The organism is Kitasatospora sp. NPDC091276, assembly GCF_040684355.1.
Classification (GTDB): domain Bacteria; phylum Actinomycetota; class Actinomycetes; order Streptomycetales; family Streptomycetaceae; genus Kitasatospora.
The window spans coordinates 15,982-38,434 of the sequence record NZ_JBFBFU010000018.1 but is presented as its reverse complement, the minus strand read 5'-3'; the positions used below and the strand labels follow the sequence as shown (position 1 = coordinate 38,434).

General features: G+C 75.1%; 19 protein-coding genes. 11 read left to right on the top strand and 8 right to left on the bottom strand.

Annotation, left to right across the window (positions count from 1 at the left end; genetic code table 11):
- Positions 1 to 41 precede the first annotated feature (41 nt).
- The 4 genes from AB0O19_RS22575 (at position 42) to AB0O19_RS22560 (ending at position 6,104) form a co-directional block, all read left to right on the top strand.
- A complete protein-coding gene (locus tag AB0O19_RS22575; RefSeq protein ID WP_363621772.1) occupies positions 42 to 401 on the top strand; it encodes a hypothetical protein in 360 nt (119 codons plus the stop codon).
- Positions 398 to 2,293, top strand: a complete 1,896-nt coding sequence (locus tag AB0O19_RS22570; RefSeq protein WP_363621770.1) for a GMC family oxidoreductase — start codon at positions 398 to 400, stop codon at positions 2,291 to 2,293. The genes AB0O19_RS22575 and AB0O19_RS22570 overlap by 4 nt, the downstream gene beginning before the upstream one ends.
- Entirely contained in the window at positions 2,290 to 3,132 is an 843-nt protein-coding gene (locus AB0O19_RS22565) for a hypothetical protein (protein WP_363621768.1), read from the top strand. The genes AB0O19_RS22570 and AB0O19_RS22565 overlap by 4 nt, the downstream gene beginning before the upstream one ends.
- Positions 3,133 to 3,320: 188 nt before the next feature.
- Complete coding sequence (locus AB0O19_RS22560; RefSeq protein WP_363621766.1) at positions 3,321 to 6,104, top strand: BTAD domain-containing putative transcriptional regulator; 2,784 nt, start codon at positions 3,321 to 3,323, stop codon at positions 6,102 to 6,104.
- 80 nt (positions 6,105 to 6,184) lie between these two features.
- Here the strand turns inward: AB0O19_RS22560 and AB0O19_RS22555 are convergent, their stop codons facing one another.
- The 5 genes from AB0O19_RS22555 to AB0O19_RS22535 form a co-directional block, all read right to left on the bottom strand.
- On the bottom strand, positions 6,185 to 7,255 hold the full coding sequence (locus AB0O19_RS22555) for a bile acid:sodium symporter family protein (RefSeq protein WP_363621764.1): 1,071 nt from the start codon (positions 7,253 to 7,255) through the stop codon (positions 6,185 to 6,187).
- Entirely contained in the window at positions 7,252 to 7,554 is a 303-nt protein-coding gene (locus AB0O19_RS22550) for a hypothetical protein (RefSeq protein ID WP_363621762.1), read from the bottom strand. Before AB0O19_RS22550 ends, AB0O19_RS22555 begins: the two co-directional genes overlap by 4 nt.
- Positions 7,551 to 8,435 carry an isocitrate lyase/PEP mutase family protein gene (locus tag AB0O19_RS22545; protein ID WP_363621761.1) on the bottom strand — a complete coding sequence of 295 codons (885 nt, stop codon included), beginning with the start codon at positions 8,433 to 8,435 and terminating at the stop codon, positions 7,551 to 7,553. The genes AB0O19_RS22550 and AB0O19_RS22545 overlap by 4 nt, the downstream gene beginning before the upstream one ends.
- Positions 8,436 to 8,661: 226 nt before the next feature.
- The gene (locus AB0O19_RS22540; protein ID WP_363621759.1) at positions 8,662 to 9,531 is read right to left on the bottom strand and encodes a class I SAM-dependent methyltransferase; all 870 of its coding nucleotides are present in this window, start codon (positions 9,529 to 9,531) and stop codon (positions 8,662 to 8,664) included.
- A gap of 187 nt (positions 9,532 to 9,718) precedes the next feature.
- Entirely contained in the window at positions 9,719 to 10,255 is a 537-nt protein-coding gene (locus tag AB0O19_RS22535; RefSeq protein WP_363621757.1) for a PadR family transcriptional regulator, read from the bottom strand.
- A gap of 127 nt (positions 10,256 to 10,382) precedes the next feature.
- Between AB0O19_RS22535 and AB0O19_RS22530 the strand changes: the two genes are divergently transcribed.
- Entirely contained in the window at positions 10,383 to 10,820 is a 438-nt protein-coding gene (locus tag AB0O19_RS22530) for a hypothetical protein (RefSeq protein WP_363621756.1), read from the top strand.
- A gap of 37 nt (positions 10,821 to 10,857) precedes the next feature.
- Positions 10,858 to 11,385 carry a DinB family protein gene (locus AB0O19_RS22525; protein WP_363621754.1) on the top strand — a complete coding sequence of 176 codons (528 nt, stop codon included), beginning with the start codon at positions 10,858 to 10,860 and terminating at the stop codon, positions 11,383 to 11,385.
- On the opposite strand, the gene AB0O19_RS22520 is transcribed toward AB0O19_RS22525, so the two are convergent.
- On the bottom strand, positions 11,372 to 11,992 hold the full coding sequence (locus AB0O19_RS22520; RefSeq protein ID WP_363621752.1) for a TetR/AcrR family transcriptional regulator: 621 nt from the start codon (positions 11,990 to 11,992) through the stop codon (positions 11,372 to 11,374). The two genes, AB0O19_RS22525 and AB0O19_RS22520, sit on opposite strands and share 14 nt — an antisense overlap.
- Positions 11,993 to 12,067: 75 nt before the next feature.
- Here AB0O19_RS22520 and AB0O19_RS22515 point away from each other — a divergent pair, with 75 nt between their 5' ends.
- On the top strand, positions 12,068 to 12,250 hold the full coding sequence (locus tag AB0O19_RS22515; protein WP_363621750.1) for a hypothetical protein: 183 nt from the start codon (positions 12,068 to 12,070) through the stop codon (positions 12,248 to 12,250).
- 204 nt (positions 12,251 to 12,454) lie between these two features.
- Here AB0O19_RS22515 and AB0O19_RS22510 read toward each other — a convergent pair whose 3' ends face one another.
- Positions 12,455 to 12,634: an antitoxin gene (locus AB0O19_RS22510; protein WP_063350839.1), complete on the bottom strand. Its 180-nt coding sequence runs from the start codon at positions 12,632 to 12,634 to the stop codon at positions 12,455 to 12,457.
- A 285-nt stretch (positions 12,635 to 12,919) separates the two neighbouring features.
- On the opposite strand from AB0O19_RS22510, the gene AB0O19_RS22505 reads away from it, so the two are divergent.
- Both AB0O19_RS22505 and lpdA read left to right on the top strand, forming a co-directional pair.
- The gene (locus AB0O19_RS22505; RefSeq protein WP_363621959.1) at positions 12,920 to 14,416 is read left to right on the top strand and encodes a M28 family peptidase; all 1,497 of its coding nucleotides are present in this window, start codon (positions 12,920 to 12,922) and stop codon (positions 14,414 to 14,416) included.
- Positions 14,417 to 14,730: 314 nt separating this feature from the next.
- Complete coding sequence (gene lpdA, locus AB0O19_RS22500; protein WP_363621748.1) at positions 14,731 to 16,137, top strand: dihydrolipoyl dehydrogenase; 1,407 nt, start codon at positions 14,731 to 14,733, stop codon at positions 16,135 to 16,137.
- Between the two features lie 94 nt (positions 16,138 to 16,231).
- Here lpdA and AB0O19_RS22495 read toward each other — a convergent pair whose 3' ends face one another.
- Positions 16,232 to 17,803, bottom strand: coding sequence for an MFS transporter (locus tag AB0O19_RS22495; RefSeq protein ID WP_363621746.1), 1,572 nt, complete (start codon positions 17,801 to 17,803; stop codon positions 16,232 to 16,234).
- A gap of 114 nt (positions 17,804 to 17,917) precedes the next feature.
- Between AB0O19_RS22495 and AB0O19_RS22490 the strand changes: the two genes are divergently transcribed.
- Positions 17,918 to 18,787, top strand: coding sequence for a helix-turn-helix transcriptional regulator (locus AB0O19_RS22490; RefSeq protein WP_363621744.1), 870 nt, complete (start codon positions 17,918 to 17,920; stop codon positions 18,785 to 18,787).
- A gap of 463 nt (positions 18,788 to 19,250) precedes the next feature.
- Positions 19,251 to 22,400 carry an amino acid adenylation domain-containing protein gene (locus AB0O19_RS22485; RefSeq protein ID WP_363621742.1) on the top strand — a complete coding sequence of 1,050 codons (3,150 nt, stop codon included), beginning with the start codon at positions 19,251 to 19,253 and terminating at the stop codon, positions 22,398 to 22,400.
- The last annotated feature ends 53 nt before the right edge of the window (positions 22,401 to 22,453 follow it).

Genomic DNA, 22,453 nt, shown 5'->3' with positions numbered 1-22,453 from the left:
TCTTGGCCACCGTCGACGACCGTGGGGGTGCCCGCTTGTCCGTGCCAGACGACCATCCTGCCGTTGACTGCCTCGCCGAGTTCGGGGCGCCCGACGACCTCGCCGACTTCGCCGAGTTCCTGCGCGTCTGCGCCGAACTGACCGGATTCGACGAGCCCGAGCTGCGCGCCACCGGCATGGCGCACGAACACCACCGCACCACCCTGGCCCACCGGGTCCGCGACGACCACGCCCTGGTCCACCTCTGGTACGTCGGCGCCTGGCCGGGCGAGACCCCCAGCTCCGCCCGCGCCTACGACCAGGGCCTGGCCTGGCGGACCTTCCGCGCCGACCCACCCGGCGCCGCCGCCCCCGGCCACGGCAGCTGGGCCGAAGCCCCCCGAGGGGGTGAGGAACGGTGACCGCCCGCTGGGACGTCGTCGTGGTCGGCGCAGGCTTCGCCGGAACGCTGGTCGCCCACCGCCTCGGCGCGCAGGGCCGGCGGGTCCTCGTCCTCGAAGCCGGCCGGGCAGCGCCCTCCGGGCCCGAGACCGCCGCCGCCTTCCGCGCGGCCGGCGGCGGCCCGCCCACCTCGCCCTACCCGCACGACCCCGACGCCCCGTCCCTCGACGTCACCGACCTCACCGGGCTCCCCGGCGGCGGCTTCACCGCCACCGGACACCTCCGGCAGGACGGCCCGCTGCCCTACGCCAGCGGCTACCTGCGTGCCAACGGCGGCACCGGACTGCTCTGGACCGGCCTCACCCCGCGCATGCACCCGGAGGACTTCCGCACCGGCGACCTCGGCCGCGGCCGCAACTGGCCGATCGGCTACCACGACCTGGAGCCGTACTACCGCGCAGCCGAACACGAACTCGGCGTCGCCGCCGACGCCGGGGAGCAGCGCCGCGCCGTCGGACTGCCGATCCCGGACGACTACGCCTTCCCCATGCGGGCCATCCCGGCCAGCCACCTCGACCGCCGGCTCGCCCACGCCCTCGACGGCCGGACCGTCCGCGACCCCGCCATGCCCGGCCCCGCCCGGCTCGCCGTCACCGGCACCCCGCACGCCCGCAACGGCCTGCCCACCCGGCCCGGCGACAGCTTCGGCCCGCCCTGCGCGGGCAGCGCCAGCTGCGTCCCGGTCTGCCCGACCGGCGCCAAGTACACGCCGCTGCGCACCCAGGCCCGCTGGGCGCCCTGCGTCGAACTGCGCACCGGGGCCGTGGCGGCCAAGGTGCTCGCCGACCCGGTGACCGGGCGCGCCACCGGGGTGGAGTACCTGGCCGGCGGCGCGGCCCACCGGGTGGACGCGGACCTGGTCGTCCTCGCCGCGCACGCCGTCGAGAACGCCCGGCTGCTGCTCCTGTCCGGCCTGGCCAACCGCAGCGACCAGGTGGGCCGCAACCTGATGGACCACCCGGCACTGCTCACCTGGGGGCTCATGCCCGGCCAGGTCGGCCCCTACCGGGGGCCCGGCTCCACCAGCGGCCTGGAGGCCTTCCGCTTCGGCCCGGCCCGGGCCCGCCGGGCCCCGTTCCGGATCGAGATCGGAAACTGGGGCTGGTCCTGGGCCGGCGGCTCCCCCGAGGCGGAGACGGCCGCACTGCTGGCCGCCGGGCTGCGCGGCAAGGAGCTGCGGGCGCGCCTCGGCGACCGGCTCGGCCGTCAGTTCTCGCTCCAGTTCGAACTGGAGCAGCCCGCCGACCCGGCCAACCGGGTCACCCTCGACCCGGACCGGCGCGATCCGCTCGGCCTCCCCGGCCCGGCCGTCCGCTACGACCTCGACGAGTACGTCCGCGCGGGCATGGTCTCGGCCCGGGCCGTCTCCGACCAACTGTTCGCCCTGCTCGGCGCCGAGGACCACACCGCCTACCCGGCCGGTCCGCAGTGGCCGGGCCGCCTCGAACACCTGGGAACCGCCTACGGCTACCGGGGCGCGGGCCACGCCGGCGGCACCCACGTCATGGGCGACTCGCCCGCCACCTCCGTCGTCGACCACTGGCAGCGCTGCTGGGACCACCCCAACCTGTACGCCGTCGGGTGCGGCTCGATGCCCTCGCTCGGCACCTCCAACCCCTCGCTCACCATGGCCGCCCTGGCCCTGCGCAGCGCCGACCGGATCCACCAGGACCTGCTGGACCTGCACCGCCCGGTGTCCGTCGGCTCCAGGCTGCCGACCCCCGACCCGCCTCGCTCGCCCGTGCTCCCTTCGCCCGTGCTCCCTTCGCCCGGCCCCCCTTCGTGCGTCGCTCCTTCGCTTGCCACCCGTTCGCCCGCCACCCGTTCGCCCGCCTTTCCGGAGACACCATGACCGGCCTGCCGCTCCCGCCCGTACCGGAGCCGTACCACCTGCCCTTCCACTACGGCGCGCTGCACAACATCGGCGTCGACTACCTGGTCCAGCCCGAGCGGGCGCGCGAGCTGCTCGGCAAGCGCCACCCCGGCCTGACCGCCGCCGTGTTCGACGGCGGGGCCTGCGTGTCCCTCAACTACCAGCTGTACTTCGCCCAGTACCCGAACGGCGGTGGCATCACCGAGGAGCTGGAGATCAACCTGGTCGCCCACCCGGTGTTCGCCGGGGACCGCCTGCCGGTCCTCAACTACGGCCAGTACGCCCGGGGTTACGACCAGACCAAGCTGCTCGGCATCGCCCGTCTGCACGTCCTGTGCGACAATCCGCTCGCCATCGATGCCGGGCGCCGCCTGTACGCCGAGCCCAAGCACCCAGGCTGGTTCGAGACCGCGCTGCCCTCGCTCAACGCCCCCGCCGTGCGTGAGCGCTGGTCCGTCTCCTGTCGCCGGGCCACCCTCGGGGCGGACGGGCTGCGCCGCCACGACGAGCAACTCCTCGCCCTCGACGTGAACCTGATCGGCCTCACCGCCGAATCCGTCAACAACACCCCGATCACCGGCTACGGCACCGACGACGAGGGCAAGCTGCTCGCCGGCCCGCTCAACGTCTACCACCCCTACCGCTACTACTCCCTGGACGACCGCACCGCCGACCGCGTCCGGCTCGACCTCGGCAACCCCGCGGAGGAGTCCGCCCGCGACCTCGCCCACCTGATCGCCGACGCCCCGGCCGCCGGGGTCTGGACCTACCAGTCCCCGCCGGTCGCCGCCCACAACCGCGCCTACTACGTCCGGTGATGTGCCCGCCCGCCGAGGGCGGGTTACGGTCAGGGTCGACACCACCTGAGCGGGCGGGCAGCGGACCGTTGGCGCCGTTCTCGCGCGCACCCCTGACCGCTCCTCGGCAGCTGGGGGTGTGCTCGTGAGTGTCCACTGACAAGGGTAGCCTTACCCATTGCGCAGGTGATCGGCAGTGGGAGGGACCCTTGTTGGAATTCCGGCTGCTCGGACCAGTGGAAGTCCGGCGCGACGGGCAGTTCGTCGAGATCGGGCCACCGAAACGCCGGACCTTGCTGGCGATGCTGCTCCTCGCCAACGACGCGCTGGTCACGAACGACCGCATCACCGACGCCCTGTGGGGCGAGCAGCCGCCCAGACACGCCAAGACCGTGATCCAGGGGCACGTCTCCCAACTCCGCCGGCTGCTGCACCCCGTGGGCCCGGTCACCATCGCCACCGCCTGTGACGGCTACCTCCTCCAGACGCCGTCCGACCACATCGACGGCGAGCGGTTCCGCGCCGCCGTCGCCGAAGCGCGCACCGGCGACGGCGCACCGGCCGGGATCCCGGCGCTGCGCAAGGCCCTCGCGCTCTGGCGCGGCCCGGCGCTCGCCGGACTCTGCGGCACACCCCCGGTCGTCGCCGCGGCAGCGGAACTGGAGGAGGCGAGGCTCGGCGCGGTGGAGGAGCTCGGCCAGGCGCTGACCACCGGCCGGCGCGCCGAAGAGGCCGTCGCGGTGCTGCGCGGACCGGCGGACCGGCATCCGCTGCGCGAGTCCCTGGTGGCGCTCCTGCTCGACGCCCTGCTGTCGACGAACCGGCAGGCCGAGGCCATCGAGCTCTACCACCGGACGGCCCGACTGCTCGGTGACGAACTGGGCGTCGACCCGGGCCCCGCGATGGTCGAGGCCTACGACCGGATCCTCGGCCCGCCACGCGCCGCACGCCGACGGGAGGACACGCACCGGCCCGGGGACCCCCACGGACAGGAGGTCGCGGACCGGCAGGAGGCCGCCCGCCGCCAGGCGGACGCGCACCGCCGAGCTGACGCGCACCGGCAGGCGGACGCATACCGCGGCGCGGTCCAGCCGGGCGCGAACGACCTGCGGCGACCGCTCCTGCTGCCCCGCCGACCGGCCGGCTTCACCGGGCGCAAGCGCGAACTCGCCGCCCTCGACGCGGCCGTGCGGCACACCGCACACGACTCGCCCATCTGTCTGGTCACCGGGCCGGCCGGGATCGGAAAGAGCGCGCTGGTGGCCCACTGGGCCCAACAGGCCGCGGCGGACTTCCCGGACGGCGTGCTCTTCGCCCGGCTCGGCGGCTTCGTCGACACCGCCCCGATCGCCGACCCCGCCTTCGTGATCCGGGACTTCCTCGGCGCGCTCGGCATCCAGCCCGACGACATCCCGCAGAACACCGCCGCAGCCGAGGCGCTCTACCGCTCGCTGCTCCGGAACCGCCGCCTCCTGGTCATCCTCGACGACGCGCTGAGTTACGACCAGGTCCGCCCGCTGCTCCCCGGCGCCCACGGCTGCGCCACCGTCGTCACCAGCCGCAACCGGCTGGAGAGCCTGGTCGCCGGCGACTGCGCCCGCCCGCTGCTGCTGGACCGGCTCGGGCCGGGGGAGGGCGAGGCACTGTTCGCCCGCATCCTCGGCCCGGACCGGGTCGGAGCGGAGCCGGACGCGGCCGGGCGCCTGGTGCGGCTGTGCGACGGGCTGCCGCTGGCCCTGCGACTGGCGGCGGCCCGGCTGGCGGTGCGGCCCGAGCGCTCGCTCGGCGACGCGGTCGAGGAACTCCGCGACGGGCAGCGGCGGATCTCGTTCCTCGCGGTGGACGGCATCGACTTCGCCTCCGTCCTGCGCGTCAGCGTGGACCACCTCCCGCCCGACGCGGTCGCCGTCCTGCGGCTGCTGGCCCACCACTTCGGCCCCGACATCGACGTGGCGGCGGTCGCCGCGCTGGCGGACGACAGCCCGGCCGGCAGCCGCGCGGTGCTGGAACGCCTCGTCGCCGCCAACCTGGTGGAGGAACGGGGGCACGACCGCTACGCCCTGCACGGACTCATCCGGCTGTTCGCCCGCTCGCTCGGCCCCGCCCCCGGGGACGACCGCCTCCTTCCGCTCCTCGATCACTACCTGTACGCCGCCCTGGCCGCCGCGAGCGCGGCGGTGGCGGGCAGCCAACCCTGCTGCCGGCTCCCGGAGGACTTCCGGACGCCGGTGTCGACGCCCGTCTTCGCCGACCGGGAGGAGGCCATGGCCTGGTACGCCAGGGAACGGCGCAACCTCGTCGCCGCCACCGCGGCGGCCGCCGCCGGCGGGCACCACCACCGGGCGTGGCGACTCGCCCTGCTGCTGTGGCCCCTGGTCGTCCAGCAGCCCGGAGCCGACTGGGAGGCTCCGCTCGGCCACGCCCTCGGCTCCGCCGTCGAACTGGCCGAGGCCGACGCGGAATCCCGCGTCAGGAGCCTGCTCGGCTGGGTCCTCGGGCAGAACGGCCGGTACGAGGAGGCCCTGCCGCACCTGCTGCGCGCACCCGACTTGGCCCGGCGCGCCGACGACACCGAGGGCGAGGCGATCGCCACCGCCAACCTGGCCCAGGCCCGGGAGGCACTCGGCGACACGAACCTGGCCGGCCTCGGCTACGAGCGGGCCGCGCAGCTCGCCCGCAGGGCCGGCAGCCCGCAGACCGAGATGCTCACGACCTACTACCTGGCCCGGTACCACCTGCTGAACGAGCGACCGGCGAAGGCGCTCACCCTCGCGCGGCACGCGCTCGACCTCGCCCCGGAGGACCAGGTCGTCGCGCGCCGCGCGATGCTCCTGGACATCTGCGGGAGGGCGCTGGCCACCCTGGACCGCAACGGCGAGGCGTGGCACCACTTCGACCGCGCGGGCCGCCTCGCGGAACAGGACGGCTTCACCGCCGACGCCGCCGACTACTACGCGCGCGCCGCCGCGGTACGGACCTGCGGGAACGGCTAGCGGCTGCCGGCCGGCCCCAGGCGCTGGCCCCAGACGTCGAGTCCAGACGTCGGGCCCAGGCACCGGCCCTAGGCGTCGGCTCACCCGGGAACGGGTGGCCCGCCCGGCCCCGTGAGCGCGGCCGGTACCCGATCGGCGGGCGGGGCCTGCCCGGCGGGTGTGGTGTCCGGCGCGCGGGCCCAACGGCCGGCGAGCACGGTGCCGGCCACCAGCTGGAGCTGGTGATACGCCATCAGCGGCAGGACCAGCAGCCCGGCCTGGGGCCCGAAGAGCACGGCGGCCATCGGCAGGCCGTTCGCCAGGCTCTTCTGCGAGCCGCACAGCACCGCCGCGATGGTGGCCGGCCGGTCGAGGCCCAGCAGCCGTGCGCCGAGCCCGGTGACCGCGAGCGCGGCGGCCAGCAGGGCGAGCAGCACCGCGAGCAGGCCGAGCAGGGCGCCCGGGGTGGCCAGGCCCCAGCTGCCCTGGGCCGTCGCCGCGCTGAACGCGGTGTAGACGACGAGCAGGATCGAGCCCCGATCCACCGGCGTCAGCACCCGTCTGTGCCGGGCGAGGAAGGCGCCGATCCACGGCCGCAGCACCTGCCCGAGCAGGAACGGCGCGAGCAACTGGGCCCCGATCCGCAGCAGCCCCTCGGCCGACAGCGCCGTGTGCACGTCCAGGAGCCAGGCCGCCAGCAGCGGGGTCAGCAGCAGCCCGGCCAGGCTGGAGTACGTCCCGGCGCAGATCGCCGCCGGGACGTTGCCCCCGGCGGCGCCGGTCAGCGCCACCGAGGACTGCACCGTCGACGGGAGCAGGCAGAGGAACAGCACCCCGGTCTGCAACTGCCCACTGAGCGGGACGGGCGTGAGCAGCGCGGTGGCCGCCCCGAGCAGCGGGAAGAGGCCGAAGGTGGCGGCGAGCACCAGCCCGTGCAGCCGCAGGTGGCGCAGCCCGGCCAGCGTCTCGCGGGCGGAGAGCCTGGCGCCGTAGAGGAAGAACAGCAGCGCCACCGCCAGGTTGCAGGCCACGGCCGCCACCCGCGCCGAGCCCCCGGTGGCCGGGAACAGGGCGGCCAGGCCGACCGCCCCGGCGAGCGCGACCAGGTACGGGTCGAGCCGACGCGGCCGCGGCCCGCGCCGCCGGCCCCGGCGGGCGGTGTCGTCGGTCATCGGTCACCCCCGATCGCCGCCCCGCCCGGGCCGGACCCGAGCAGGCCGCCCACCAGGGACCCGGCGCCGTCGTGGTCGCTGCCCGCCGAGCCGCTGCCGTTCTGGACGTTGGCCGTGCGGTCGATCTCCACCCAGGAATCGGCGTTGGAGTTGTCGACGAGCGTGATCAGCCCCCCGCCCGCCGCCGCGGGCGCCGCCGCGCCGGCGAGCAGGCCGCACGCCCCGGCCAGCCCCAGCGCGGTGGCCCGCAGGACGGCGGCCGCCGGGGGCGGGGCGGGACCGCGCAGCCCGGCCGTCACACCGTCACCCCCGTGAGCGGGCGCGAGCGCGCGATGTTCCGTTCCAGCAGTTCGGTGGACTCCCGCACGCCGATCTGCCGGCTCTCCCCGGCGCCGGCCGGCAGCCGCCCGTCGGCCACCTTCAGCCCGGCCAGCGCCTCGTCCATCGCCCGGTGGGCCGCGAACAGGCAGGGCGTGCTGTAGATCGCGACGTCCACCCCCAGCTCGGTCAGCTCGGAGAGCGACAACCGGGGGGACTTGCCGCCGGCGATCTGGTTGAACAGCAGCGGCTTGTCGCCGACGACCCGCCGGATCCGCCGGATCCAGTCCTCGCTGCGCACCCCGTCGACCAGCACCACGTCGGCGTCGGTGGCGGCGAGGGCTCGGGCGCGGCGCAGGATGTCCTCCTCCTCGGTGGCGTCGGTGCGGGCGACCACCAGGAGGTCCGTCCGGTTGGCGAGGACGAGGTCCAGCTTCTCCAGGTACTCCTCCAGCGGGAGGACCTGTTTGCCGTCGGCGTGGCCGCAGCGGCGCGGCCGTTTCTGGTCCTCCAGGATGACGCCGGACGCGCCGATGCGTTCGAGCCTGCGCACGACGTGGCAGGCGACCTCGGGATCGACGTAGCCGTCGTCGATGTCGACCAGGAGATGGTGCCGGGGGAAGGCGCCGCGCAGCCGTTCGACGAAGCCGACCATGTCCGGCCAGGCGATGAATCCGATGTCGGGCAGGCCGTAGTAGGAGGCGGCGAAGCCGAATCCGGAGACGAACATGCCGTTGTAGTGCTCGGCCGCGATGGAGGCCGAGTACATGTCGTAGACGCCGATGAGGGGCGTGGCTCCCGGGCTCGTGATCTCCTCGCGGAGCCGCTGCCCGTGGCCCGACGCCGTGGTTCCGTGGAACAAGGCCTTCTCCTCACTCGCGGTGGCTTTGCCTGAACTTGGTCTTCCCTAGACCCAATTGAGGCTCCATCACTATGCGACCTTTAACGTTCCGTGGGCAAATCTTTAAGGGAGATTCACTCATTCGAGTGAGGCGTTGAATTGAAGATATGTCAGACATATGAAAAGGGCGGTGGCGTGGAAGATCCACGCCACCGCCCTGGTCCGGTCGGGCCCGGCCGCCGGAGCGTCAGGACGCCGGAACGGGGCGGACGGCGCGGCGTTCGCGCAGCGTCCGGAGCACCCGGCGGGTCGCCCGGGTGGCGACCGGCGGCAGCAGGTCCAGCGCCAGCCGGCGCGAGGTGGACTGCTGGACGGGGGCCTTGACCTGGTAGTTGAGCCGCAGCACCGGCTCCCCGGCGATGGTGTCGTCGTCCACCGTGTAGCCCTCGGCCCGCCAGTCGCGGGCGAGCAGGACCTGCCGGACGGCCGCGGCGTCGCCCCAGGTGCCGTAGAACTTCATCGGGGTGAGCAGCACCGGCCGCAGGCCGCCGGTGAAGACCGCCTCCCAGACCGCCGCCGACACGCCGGGGGTGTGTTCCGAGCGGTAGTCGTCCAGCGCCACGACGCCGTTCTCGGCGAGCGCCGCCCTGGTCACCGCGATGTCCCCGGCGACGTGCTCGTACAGGTGGGAGGCGTCGACGTGGACGAAGCGGCAGCTCCCGGCCGGGATCCGGCCGTCGGCCAGCACCGAGGTGGGCGCCTGCACGATCTCCGGCAACTCGTCGTGGAAGGTGAGGTAGTTGGCCTCGAAGGCGCTCCGGGTGAGGGTCTTTCGGTAGGACATCGCCATCTCGGCGGCGTTGTCCGCGTCGCCCGCCTCGGAGTCGAACAGGTCGCAGACGGTCAGCCGCTCGCCGGTCTGGAGGTGGTCGCCGAGCAGGACGGCGCTGCGGCCGAGGTAGCTGCCGAGTTCGAGGATGTCGCCGGTGGCGCCCGCCGTGGTCTGGGCCGCCAGCAGGTGGCCGAAGGCCGCCCGGTCGAGACGGAAGAACCAGCCGGGGATGTCGTCCCGGGTCAGTGGCGCGGGGCGGGTGGCTGCGGTCTCGGCGGTGGGCACGGCGGCCTCCAGGAGGGCGGGCGGGGCGCGGTGGCGGGTTCACGCCGCGGAGGGGACGCCGTGGACGTGAGGCCGATCATCATAGCGACGCGGAGGCCGACTGGGAGCCGGCTCGGAACGGCGCGATTTCGCGCGTTCGCGCTGCTGTGCGAAGGCGCGCGCGGGGTCGCGTCCCCGGCCTCACGGGTCAGTGCGCCGGGCCGTCCAACTCGGCGATGGTCTCCGCCAGCCAGGCCCGCTCGGCCGCCGTGGAGGCCCGGGCGACCAGCAGCAGGCCGCGCCGGAAGGGGTTCGGCTCCAGTTCGGCGGTGACCGCGCGGCCCTCGCCGTCGTAGGAGAAGCTGCTCGGCTCGTCCAGGAACGCCAGCCGGCGCCGGAGCACGGCCGCCTGCGCGGGCGGGTCGGCGAGGTGGTGCAGGAAGGCGGCGTGCGCGAAGAAGCGGATCTGGTCCGTGATCTCGGCCTGCTCCGGGTCGGCCAACCGGCGCCGCAGTTCGGTCCGGCCCTCCTCGGTGAGCTCCAGCGTCTGGCGCGGTGCGGCCCCGCTGCCCGGTTCGGTGCGGCGGCGCAGCAGTCCGGCCTTCTCCAGTCTGGCGATGGCGGGGTAGAGCGCGCCGTCGCTGACCGGCCGGACGTGGCCGGTGAGGCCGGTGATCCGGGACTTGAGCTGGTAGCCGTGCAGCGGCTGGTCGTAGAGGAAGCCGAGGATCGCGAGGGTCAGCACGGTCGAAGCCCTTTCGTCGGAGTGCGCCCTGTGGCGCGCCCCATGATACCTCTCGTCGAGGTGCCTCGATAAGAGGTAGCTCTATTCGAGGCATGCCGTCGGCGGGCGGCGGAACGGGGGAGGAGGCATGCGCGGGCGTCCGTCGCGACGACTGGCCGCGCTGGCCGGACCGGTCTACGCCGAACTGCTGTCCGGCGTGATCGCCTCGGTGATCGGCACCTTCTGGGTGGCCGGCCTTCGGCGGGGCGGCCGTCGCCGCCGTCACCCTGCGGTTGGGGCCACGGCTGCCCGCACCCGCCGGGGAACCGGCGCGGCGGCGGGCCGGATCGTCCGCGCGGGAGCGCCGTTCGGCCTGGACTTCACCGCCCGGATGGCCGTCGGTACGGCCCAACTCGCCACCTCCGCGGCCCTGTCGGGGCCGCTCGGGGTGACCGGGGTGTGGGCGGGGCCGGCCGTGGGTACGGCCGTGCAGCTCGGCCTGCTGCTGCTCCTGGCCCGGCGCGGGCCCCTGCGGCCCGCGCCGTTGGCGGACCAGGGCGACCGGGCCCCGAAGCCGGTCGGATGATCGACTCCGGTCGCCCGGCTGTGCCACAGTGGAAGCCATGGGACCGACACTCGACGGGCGGCCGCTGCCGTCCCCGCACGCAGACGAACGCGCCATGCTGGAAGGCTGGTTGGAGTTCCATCGGGCGACTCTTGTGCAGAAGGTCGCCGGACTCGACGACCAGCAGGTCCGGCTGGCGGCCTTCCCGCCGTCGACGATGACGCTGCTGGGCCTGGTCCAGCACCTCGCCGAGGTCGAACGCACCTGGTACCAGCGGGTGCTGGCCGGCCGGGAGGCGCCGCCGCTGTACGGCGCGGACGGCGAGGGCGGCTACGCGCTCACCCCGGACCGGGGGATGCCCGAGGCGTTGACCGACTGGCGGGCGGAGGTCGAGCAGGGCCGCGAACTGGCCGCCGCGGCGGCGCTGGAGGACACCGGACGCCTCTCCGAGCGGGCGGCGGCGGTGTTCGGCTCGGAGACGGTCTCGCTGCGCTGGATCCTGGTGCACCTGATCGAGGAGTACGCCCGCCACAACGGCCACGCGGACCTGCTCCGGGAGAGCATCGACGGCTTCACGGGCGTGTGACGGCTCCCCGGGGGAGGGCCCCGGGGGCCGGGCCGAGGTGGGCGTCCAGGGCGGCGCGCAGCAGCGGTTCGACGTCCTCGCCGCCGGTGATGAGCCGCAGGCTGCCCCAGGCGCGCAGTTGGGCCAGGCCGTGCAGGTTCGCCCACAGCGCGGCGGCCGCAGGTCCGGGATCGGTGGACTCCGGGCGGGCCTCGCCGACCAGGCGGGCGACGGTGTGGAACATCGGCAGGGTGGTGTGCCGCAGCTCGGCTCCGCTGCCCTCCAGCAGGTCGTGACGGAACATCAGCTCGAACATGCCGGGGTTGGCCGCCGCGAAGCCGAGGTAGGCGCGGGCGAGCGCGTCGAGCCGGGTGCGGGGGGCCGCGCCGGTGGTGGCGGCCATCGCGTCGGCGCCGGCCAGGGTGTCGGTGAGCCTGCCGAACCCGTGCCGCGCGATGGCGGCGAGCAGTTCGCGGTGGGTGGGGAAGTGGCGGCGGGGGGCTCCGTGCGAGACCCCCGCCTGCCGGGCGATCTCGCGCAGGCCGAGGGCGTGGACGCCCTCCCTGGTCACCAGTTCGACGCCGGCAGTCACCAGGCGCGCGCGCAGGTCCTTGTCCTGATCGGTCATGGGCCTTGTCTACCAGGCTGCCGTAGACAGTGTCTACTCGCGTCGGTGCGGGCGCTCCGGGCAGAATTCGGAGGCATGGGCGAAGGCGGAGAGGCGGCCTGCTGGCTGGACCGGGTGTGCCCCGAGTGCGGGCGCCTGCGCGAGCGGCCAGGGCCGCAACCGTGCGAGAACTGCGGGGCTGGGAGCGCGGACGGCACGGGCGGCGAGGCGGGGGCCCGGCAGCCCGCGGCCGAGGCCGCGCCGGAGCGGGACGGCTGATCGCGGGTCCAGGACGGATCGGCCCCGGCCCGGAAGGGCTGAACGCGGACCCGCAACGCCTGAACCCCGGCCCGGAAGGGCTGAACGCGGACCCGCAACGCCTGAACCCCGGCTCGGAACAGCTGAACGACGGCCCGGAACGGCTGGGCCCCGGTGCGGCCGGGCGGGCCTGACCGGGGCCGCAGGCGTACGGCGGGGTTCGGTCTACTGCTGCGGCGGCTGGTCGCGGAACTGGTTCTTCGCCTGCTCCTGGGCGGCGTCCACCTGGCTGCTGTACTTGCCCTGGGTGCGCTCGTCGACGGCGTCCCCCGCCTTGTCGACGGCCCTGTCGGCCTGGTCCTCGTGGCCCTTCAGCAGGCCCTTGAGCTTATCCAACATGGACATCTGGTCACGCTCCTGGAAGAGACGGCCCCACCCCTCCAGGATCACCGCCTCCGCCGCCGTCCGCATCCCGCGGCCGCGCGGCGGCCTTGGCAACGTGATGCCGGTCATGTCAAATCGGGAGTTCACGGACCGCCGGAAGGAGTCGCCTTGAAGCCCCGAGCCCGCCGCCCGATCTCCCTGCCCCTCCGCCCGACCAGCCCGCTCGACCAGTCCACCCCGATACCGCACCAGCAGCGCCGGGACCAGCGCCCGCGCACTGCCACCGTCCGGAGCGCGGGCGCCGTACTGACCGTCGCCGCCCTGGCCGCCCCGCTGCTGCTGGCCGGGGCCGGTGGCGCGGCCGCCGACCCGGACCCGGTGCGCAGAGGCGAGAGGCTCGCCGCGCGCCTGGTCGAGGCCGCCGACGCCGAGAGCGCCCACGACACCCTGGCCGTGCTCCAGCGGATCGCCGACCGCAACGGCGGTACCCGGGTGGCCGGTTCGAAGGGGCACGACGAGTCCGCGCGCTACGTCTACGAGCAGGCCCGCCGGGCCGGGCTGAAGGTGTCCCGGCAGGAGTTCGAGTACACCTTCTTCGAGGCCCGCTCGGAGCGGCTGCGGGTGCTGTCCCCGCAGGCCGAGAGCATCCCGCTGACCGCCATGACGTACTCGCTCGGCGGTCCGGACGCGGGCCTGACCGCCGACCTGGCGGTCGCCCCGGTCAGCGCCACGACCGGCTGCGCGCCCACCGACTACCCGGCCGGCGCGTTCACCGGCCGGATCGCGCTGATCCAGCGCGGCGGCTGCGGCTTCGCCGTCAAGCAGGCCGCGGCCGCGACGGCCGGCGCGGTGGGCGCGATCATCTACAACAACACCGACGGCGACCTCAACGGCACTCTCGGGGACCCCGCGGCCGGCAGGATCCCCGTCGGCGGGATCACCCGGGCCGCCGGGGAGGCGCTGGCCGCGAAGGCCGCCGCCGGCCAGGTCCGGCTGAACCTCGACATCCGCACCGTCATGGAGCCGCGCAAGACCTGGAACGTCATCGCCGAGACCAGGGGCGGCGACCCGGCCGACACCGTGATGGTCGGGGCGCACCTGGACTCCGTCGCGGCCGGGCCCGGCATCAACGACAACGGCTCCGGTGCGGCGGGCATCCTGGAGGTCGCGCGCAACCTGACCGTCCACCCGGTGAAGAACAAGGTCAGGTTCGCCTGGTGGTCCGCCGAGGAGTTCGGCCTCAAGGGCTCGGAGGCCTACGTGAAGTCGCTCTCCGAGGCGGACCGGAAGAAGATCAGGCTCTACCTCAACTTCGACATGATCGCCTCTCCCAACTACGCGCAGTTCGTCTACGACGGCTCGGGCAGCACCGGCGGCGGCGCCGGCCCCGAGGGCTCGGCGCAGATCGAGCGGGACCTCACCGGCTACCTGGACGGCCGGGGCCTGCCGCACGAGCCGACCGCCTTCGACGGCCGCTCCGACTACGGCCCGTTCATCGACGCGGGCATCCCGGCCGGCGGCACCGACACCGGCGCCGAGGTGGTCAAGTCGTCGGCGCAGGAGGACCGTTACGGCGGCACGGCGGGCGTGGCCTTCGACGCCTGCTACCACAAGGCCTGCGACGGCTTGAAGAACATCGACATGGACGCCTTCGACGTCAACATCGACGTGATCGCCCATGCCGTCGGCACCTACGCCTGGGATCTCTCCTCGCTGAACCGGCCCGTGCCGCCGCAGCGCCCCGCCGGCCAGGCGGGCGGCGGCGGTATGAGCGGGGGCCACGCCCACGAGGTGACGGCCTGACGCCCGGGTGGGCCCGCTGCCGTCCTCGGGCGGCGGGCCCACCCGCCCCACCCGCCGGCTCCGCCGTGCTCGTCCGCCATTCGGCCCCTCCTCCCGCTCGCACCCCCGAGCCCCGGCCCGGACCTCCCCCGGGCCTCGCCCCTGCCCGGCGAGGTTGCGAGCACCGTAGCCGAGGACACTGACAATCCGGCTCCGGGCCGGGTACGGTGCCGCGCGGAGCGCATCCGCCGAGACCCGGTGGGTGCGTCGAACCCGGTCCTGACACCATGGGACCGAGATCACGAGACCGTGACACCCTCGGAGGAGTCAGCAACATGAGCACGCACTACGACGTCGTCGTCCTCGGCGCCGGCCCCGGCGGCTACACCGCCGCCGTCCGCTCCGCTCAGCTCGGCCTGAAGACCGCGGTCATCGAGGCCAAGTACTGGGGCGGCGTCTGCCTGAACGTCGGCTGCATCCCCTCCAAGGCCCTGCTGCGCAACGCCGAGCTCGCCCACATCTTCACCAAGGAGGCCAAGACCTTCGGCATCAAGGTCGAGGGCCAGGTGACCTTCGACTTCGGCGAGGCCTTCCGCCGCAGCCGCTCGGTGGCCGACGGCCGGGTCAAGGGCGTCCACTACCTGATGAAGAAGAACGGCATCACCGAGTACGACGGCTGGGGCACCTTCGTCGACGACCACACCCTCCAGGTCGCGCTCAGCGGCGGCGGCTTCGACGTCGTCACCTTCGACCACTGCGTCATCGCCACCGGTGCCACCACCCGGCTGCTGCCCGGCACCAGCCTGAGCGACCGGGTGGTCACCTACGAGGAGCAGATCCTCACCGAGCAGCTGCCGGAGAGCATCATCATCGCGGGCGCCGGTGCGATCGGCGTCGAGTTCGCGTACGTGCTGCACAACTACGGCGTGAAGGTCACCATCGTCGAGTTCCTGGACCGCGTGGTGCCGCTGGAGGACGTCGAGGTCTCCACCGAACTGGCCAAGCAGTACCGCAAGCTCGGCATCGAGGTGCTCACCTCCACCCGGGTCGAGTCGATCGACGACAGCGACCCGAACGCCAAGGTCAAGGTCACCGTCACCAGGGACGGCCGGCAGCAGGTGCTGGAGGCCGACAAGGTGCTCCAGGCGATCGGCTTCGCGCCGCGCGTCAACGGCTACGGCCTGGAGAACGCGGGCGTCAAGCTGACCGACCGCGGCGCCATCGCGGTGGACGGCCGCGGCCGCACCAGCGCCGGGCACATCTTCGCGATCGGCGACGTGACGGCCAAGCTGATGCTCGCGCACGCCGCCGAGACGATGGCCGTGATCGCCGCCGAGACCATCGGCGGGGCGGAGACCATGGAGGTCGACTTCGCCATGATCCCGCGCGCCACCTACTGCCAGCCGCAGATCGCCTCCTTCGGTTACACCGAGGCGCAGGCTCGCGAGCTGGGCCACGACGTCAAGGTCGCCAAGTTCCCGTTCACCGCCAACGGCAAGGCGCACGGCCTCGGTCACCCGATCGGCTTCGTCAAGGTCATCAGCGACGCCAAGTACGGCGAACTGCTCGGCGCCCACCTGATCGGCCCCGAGGTCACCGAGCTGCTGCCCGAGCTGACCCTGGCCCAGCAGTGGGACCTCACCGTCCACGAGGTGGCCCGCAACGTGCACGCCCACCCCACCCTCGGCGAGGCGGTCAAGGAGGCCATCCACGGCCTCGCCGGCCACATGATCAACATGTGACGCGCACCGCATGACGGCAGGGCCCGCCCGACCTCCCGGGCGGGCCCTGCCGTGTTCCGGCGGCCCCGGGCCCGGCACCGGCTCCGACGGCAGGTCAGGCCGACTCGTCCGGTGCCAGGGCGAGGTAGGTGAGCACCGCGCCGAGCGCGGACAGCGCGGCGAGGACCAGCCCGAGGACGTGCAGGGCGTTGGTGAACCCGGCGGCCAGGGCGGCCTGGTGCGCCGCGGCCACCCTGCCCTGGACGGCCTGCCCCGCGAGCTGCGCCGCCTCGTCGGCGGCGAGGCCGCTGCCGCCCAGGTGCGCGGCGGTCAGCGTGCTGAGCAGTGCGGCGGCCCCGGAGACGGCCACGGACTCCCCGGTGATCCGCATCGTGTTGAAGACGCCCGCGGCGGCCCCGGCATGCTCGGCGGGGACGGTCCCGACGGCCGCGTCGTCCATCACCCCGAAGGCCAGTCCGACCCCGGCCCCGAACGGCAGCAGCGGCACCGCCAGCGCGAGCCACGACCCGTCGCCGCGCACCGTCACCAGCAGTAGGGAGCCCGCCGCGATCAGCGCGGAGGCGGCGGTCAGCACCGCCCGGACGGAGACGGCGGCGGCGAGGCGCCCGGCCACCAACGGCAGCAGGAGGACGGGCGCCGTCATCGGCAGCAGGAGCAGACCGCTGGTCAGGACGCTCCTGCCGCCCACGCCCTGGAGGTAGGCCGGGAGGTAGACCAGCAGCACGACGAACCCCAGGGTGACGGTGAACGGCTGGCACACCACGGCGAGGAACTCGGGCCTGCGGAACAGCCGGACGTCGACCATGGCGCGCCCGGCCCGGCGGACCTCCACCCCGGCGAACAGGACCAGCAGCAGCACCGCGCCCGCCAGCGGCAGCAGCGTGCCCGGCGCCGTCCAGCCGGCGGTGCCGGCCTGCACGAGCGCGTACGACAGCGCGGCGAGCCCGCCGGTGAAGCAGACCACCCCGGGCAGGTCGATCCCGGGGTGGTCCGGGTTGCGGGACTCCGGGGCCCGGGTGGCGCACAGCCACGCGGGCAGGGCCAGGACGGCGACGAGCAGGAAGACCGACCGCCAGCCGGCCGCCTCCACCAGCAGGCCGGCGGCCGGCGGCCCGATCGCCAGGCCGGTGCCGAAGGAGGTGCCGAGGATCCCGAAGGCGAGCCGTCGGCGCCGCCCGGAGGTGGACTGGGCCAGGACCGCCGCGCCCGCCGCCAGCACGGCGGCCGCCCCGCACCCCTGCACCGCCCGGGCGGCGTCGGCCACGGCCATCGACGGCGCGAGCGCCACCACCGCGGACAGCGCGCCGACCAGCGCGATCCCCGACAGCAGCACGCGCCGCCGGCCGATCCGGTCCGCGAGGCCGCCGGCCGCCAGCGGCAGGGCGGCGAAGGTGAGGTTGAAGGCGTTCAGCATCCACTGGGCGGCGCCCACCGAGGAGCCCAGCTGCGCGGTCATGCTGGGCAGTGCCACGGCGGCCCCGGTCACCGAGAACGGCAGCATCATGCTGGCGCAGCCGACGGCGGTGACGGTCGCCCAGTAGCCGCCCGGACCGCCGTCGGTACGCGGTGGGGGAGCGGCCGTGCCCGCCGGGTGCTCGGTCCGGGGCGGCGCGGCGCGGCGGGCGTCTTCGGGAGGGGCGTCGTCGAGGCGGGGAGAAACAGTCATGGCCCCGATCGTTCGCGGGCGCCGCCGCCGGATGAAGAGAGCCCCGTTCCCTGGGTGTGACAGGGCCACCCTCCGGCCCCCGCACCCCCGGCCGGGCGCCCCATACTGGAACGCATGGCCGAACCGATCACGCTCGCCGCCAGCCTCGGCGACTACCTGCGCACCCGGCGGGCGCTGGTGTCACCCGCGCAGGCGGGGCTGCCGCCGACCGGACGCCGCCGGGTGCCCGGCCTGCGGCGCGAGGAGGTCGCCGAACTGGTCGGCCTCAGCACCGACTACTACGTCCGGCTGGAACAGGGCCGCGCCGAGCGCCCGTCCGACGAGGTGCTCGACGCGCTCGGCCGCGCCCTGCGGCTCGGCCCCGCCGAGCGCGCCCACCTGTACGACCTGGCCCGCCCGCCCCGCCGCTCGGCGGCCAGGGCGGCGGCTGCCGGAGCGGACGGCGACGCCCTGCGCCCCGCCCTGCGTCGGGTCGTGGAGGCGATGCCGACCACCCCCGCGCTGATCATGAACGACCGCAACGACGTCCTGGCGTGGAACCGGCTGGCCGCCGCGCTGATCGCCGACTTCCCCCAACTCCCGCCGCGCGAACGCAACCTGGCCCGCCGGATCTTCCTCGACCCGGGCGCGCCGGACGTCCACCTCGACTGGGAGGACGCCGCGCGCACCACCGTCGGCATCCTGCGGATGGCCTCCGGCCGGCAGCTGCACGATCCCGAACTCGTGCGCCTGATCGGCGAACTGGCACTCGGCAGCGCCGCCTTCCGCCGGTTGTGGGCCGGCCACCACGTGCACGAGAAGACCCACGGCCCCAAGCGCTTCCGGCACCCCGTGGTCGGCGACGTGACGCTCGACTACGAGACCTTCCAGGCGCCGGGCGCCGCGCGCCACCTCCTGGTCGTCTACACGGCCGCCCCCGGGAGCCCGGCCGAGGAGGCGCTCGCCTTCCTCGGCGGCTTCGCGGCCGCCGCCCCGGGCAGGTGAGCCGGGGCCGCCCGGCCCGGGCCTGATCCGCTCCGGGCCTGATCCGCTCTGGCGCGGAGCTGCTCCGGGCCTGATCCGCTCCGGCGCGGAGCCGCCGTCGTCGCCCCGCCGTCCATGGCGGGCTCGTGGACGGAGTCGGAACGGCGGGATTTCCGCAGGCTGGGCGCGTACATGACGCCTGGTGGGGCGGGTGGAGAACCCTTGACGAGGGGTGGGTTCTCTGCGAATCTCTCGGCAGGTTTGGACCAAGGTCTTTTTCGCGGGGGAGAAGACCGGCTCCGGCCCGGGCGTGCGCAGGGGGGATCTGGGCGGCCGGGAGGGTGGGGGCCGGTGCGGCCGGTCGGCCGGCCAGGGGTGGGCCGGGCGGTATTCGGTGGCCGCGTCACCAGCGGATCCGTGGCGGCAGCGTCGCTGCCCGGTCGCGTGCCCCTACCGTTTCGCCGACTGCCGAATCGAGCCGCAGATGCCTGAGTCGTTCCCCGTGTCCGCGTCGTCCTTCCAGCAGGGCATCTGGCTCACCGAGCAACTCGGGCCCGTGCACGGGGCGTTCCAGATGCCCGTCCGGATCTCCTTCGACCGGGTCGACGCCGGGGTGCTCGGCCGGGCGGTGTCCGCGCTGGCCGACCGTCACAGTGCGCTGTCCGTGGTGTTCGTGGAGCGCGACGGCAAGGTGCTGCTGGAGCGGGGGCCCGCCCCGGGCCTGGAGGTGGTCGACGCCTCCGGGGACCGCGTGGAGGACCTGGAGAAGCGGCTGGCCGAGGAGGTGGCGCGGCCGTTCGACCTGCCGGCCGGACCGCCGGCGCGGTTCACCCTCTACCGCCGCGGGGGTGGAGCGGCGGAGCTGCTGATCGTCGTTCACCACGCGGTGTTCGACGGGGAGTCGAAGGACGTCCTGGTCGCGGGCCTCGCCGAGGCCTACGCCGACGCCTACGCCGAGGCCTGTGCCGACGTCGAGGCCGCCACGCCGCCCGGCCCGCCTTCTTCGCCCGCCCCGCCGGCTCCGGAGCTGGTGCGCCGGGCCGCCGACTGGTACGGCCCGCGCTGGGCCGCCGCGACGGCGCCGGTGCTCCCCGGGCTGCGGCAGGCCGTCACGGCGGCGGGGCCGGGGGAGTCGGTCGGCTGGCGACTGGACGGTCCGGCCCGGGCGCGGCTGGCCGACGCGGCCGGGCGCAGCGGCGTCACCGTCTTCGAGTTCCTGCTCGCCGCGCTGCACGGACTGCTGCTGCGCTACGGCGGCGAGGCCGTCCCGGTCTCCGTGCCGCTGTCCGTCCGGGCGCCGGAACAGGCCGGTGAGCCGGGGCTGTTCGTCAACGAGCTGCCGGTCCACGCGCCGTCCGGGGCGAGCGTCCGGGACTCCTTCGCGGGCTACGCCCGGGCCGTCCGCGCCGAGGCGCGCGCCGGGTACCCGTTCCGGGCGGTGCCGTTCGGCGCGGCGGTGGGCGGGCTGACGGCCCGGGTCGGCCTGGCCCCGGTGTCGTTCGGGTACCGGCGCGCCCGGGGCGCCGACCCGGTGTTCCCGGGCAGTGCCGCGCGCGTGGACCGGGCCGTGTTCAACGGCGCCGCCCGCAATACGCTCCACCTCCAGGTGGTCGACACCGCCGACGCCCTGGACTGCTCCCTCCAGTACGCCCCGGCGGTCCTGCCGCCGGCCGCCGCCGAGCGCATCGCCGGGCACTACCGGGCGCTGCTCGACGCCGCGACGGCGCGGCCGGAGACGCCGCTGGGAGACCTCGCCCTGCTGGGCGAGGCCGAGCGGCGCCTGGTGACCACCGGGTGGAACGCCACCGCCCGCGCCTACCCGAGCGACCGCACGGTGCTGGACCTGGTGCGGGAGCGGGCCGCAGAGGCACCGGACGCCCCCGCCGTCACCGCCACCACCGGGCGGCTGAGCTACCGGGACCTGGTGGCGCGGGCCGACGAACTGGCGGCGGTGCTGCGCGGGGCCGGGGTCGCGGCGGGCGACCTGGTCGCCCTGCACCTGGACCGCTCCGCCGACCTGCCGGCCGTGCTGCTCGCCGTGCACGCCGCCGGGGCCGCCTACCTGCCGCTCGATCCCGGCTATCCCGGCGAGCGACTGGCGCACCTGCTCGCCGACTCCGGCGCCGTGCTGCTGGTCACCGACCGGGAACCCGCCCCGGAACTGGCGGCGGCGGCGCCGGCCGTGCTCCGGCTCGGGACGGACCACCCGGCACCGGCGGCCACCACCACCGCCCCGGCGGCGACGCGGGGCGCCCTCGCCTACGTGCTGTACACCTCCGGCTCCACCGGGCGGCCGAAGGGCGTGGAGATCGGCCACCGGGCGCTGGTGAACCTGCTGGCCTCCTTCGCCGACCTGCTCGGCTCGGGGCCCCACGACGTGTGGCTCGGGCTGACCTCGCTCTCCTTCGACATCTCCGGCCTGGAACTGCTGCTGCCGCTGACCACCGGCGGCCGCCTGGTGCTCGCACCGGACGGCGCCGCCCTGGACGCCCCGGGCCTGCGCGACCTGGTCCGTCGCGAGGGCGTGACCCACGTGCAGGCGACCCCCTCCGGCTGGCGGGTGCTGCTCAGCGCCGGGACGCTGCCGCCGGGGCTGACCGCACTGGTCGGCGGCGAGGCGCTGCCGCTGCCGCTGGCCCGTGAACTGCGGGCCGGCGTCGCCAGGTTGTTCAACGTCTACGGGCCCACCGAGACGACGATCTGGTCCACCTGTGCGGAGGTCCCGGCCGGGTCGGAGGCCGTGCTGATCGGCCGGCCGATCGCCAACACCCGGGCGTACGTGCTGGACGCGGACCGCCGGCCGCTGCCGGTCGGGGTGCCCGGCGAGCTCCACCTCGGGGGCGACGGGGTCGCGGAGGGTTACCGGGGCCGCCCCGACCTGACCGCCGAGCGCTTCACCGAGGACCCGTTCGCCGACGCCCCGCCCGCCGGCACCCCGTCCGCTGCGGGCCTGTCCGCCGACGCCCCGTCCACGGGCCGCCGGATGTACCGCACCGGCGACCTCGCCGCCTGGACCGAGGACGGCGAACTGGCCTTCCACGGCCGGGCCGACGACCAGGTCAAGATCCGCGGCCACCGGATCGAACCCGGCGAGATCGAGGCGGCGCTGCTGGAGCACCCGGCGGTCGCGGAGGCGGCCGTCACGGTGTACAAGGAGAGCCCGGGGGAGCCCGGGCTGGTCGGCTACCACGTCCCGGCGCCCGGCGCAGGGCCGACGGGCGCCGCCGACCTGCGCGACCACCTGCTGCGCACCCTGCCCGCCGTCATGGTGCCCCGGCGGTTCGTGGCGCTGGACCGGCTGCCGCTCACCCCGAACGGCAAGCTCGACCGCCGCGCCCTGCCCGCCCCGCCGCCCGTGGCCGGACCGTCGTCGGCCGCCCCCGGTGCCTCCCCGGCGGAGGTGGAGGTCCGCGACGACGTCGCCGAAGCCGTCCTGGCGATCTGGTCCGAGGTGCTGGGCCTGCCCGAGGTCGGCCCGGACGACGACCTCTTCGAGTTCGGCGGGCACTCGCTGACGATCATCCAGATCACCGCGCGGATCCGCGCCGCGCTCGGGGTGGAGCTCGACTTCGACCTGTTCTTCGACGCCTCGACCCCGGCCGGGATCGCCGCGGCCGTCCGCGAGCGCCGCTGACCACGGGCGAGTACCCCTGCGCTCCCCCTCCCGCCCCCGCCTCCCGCCCGAAT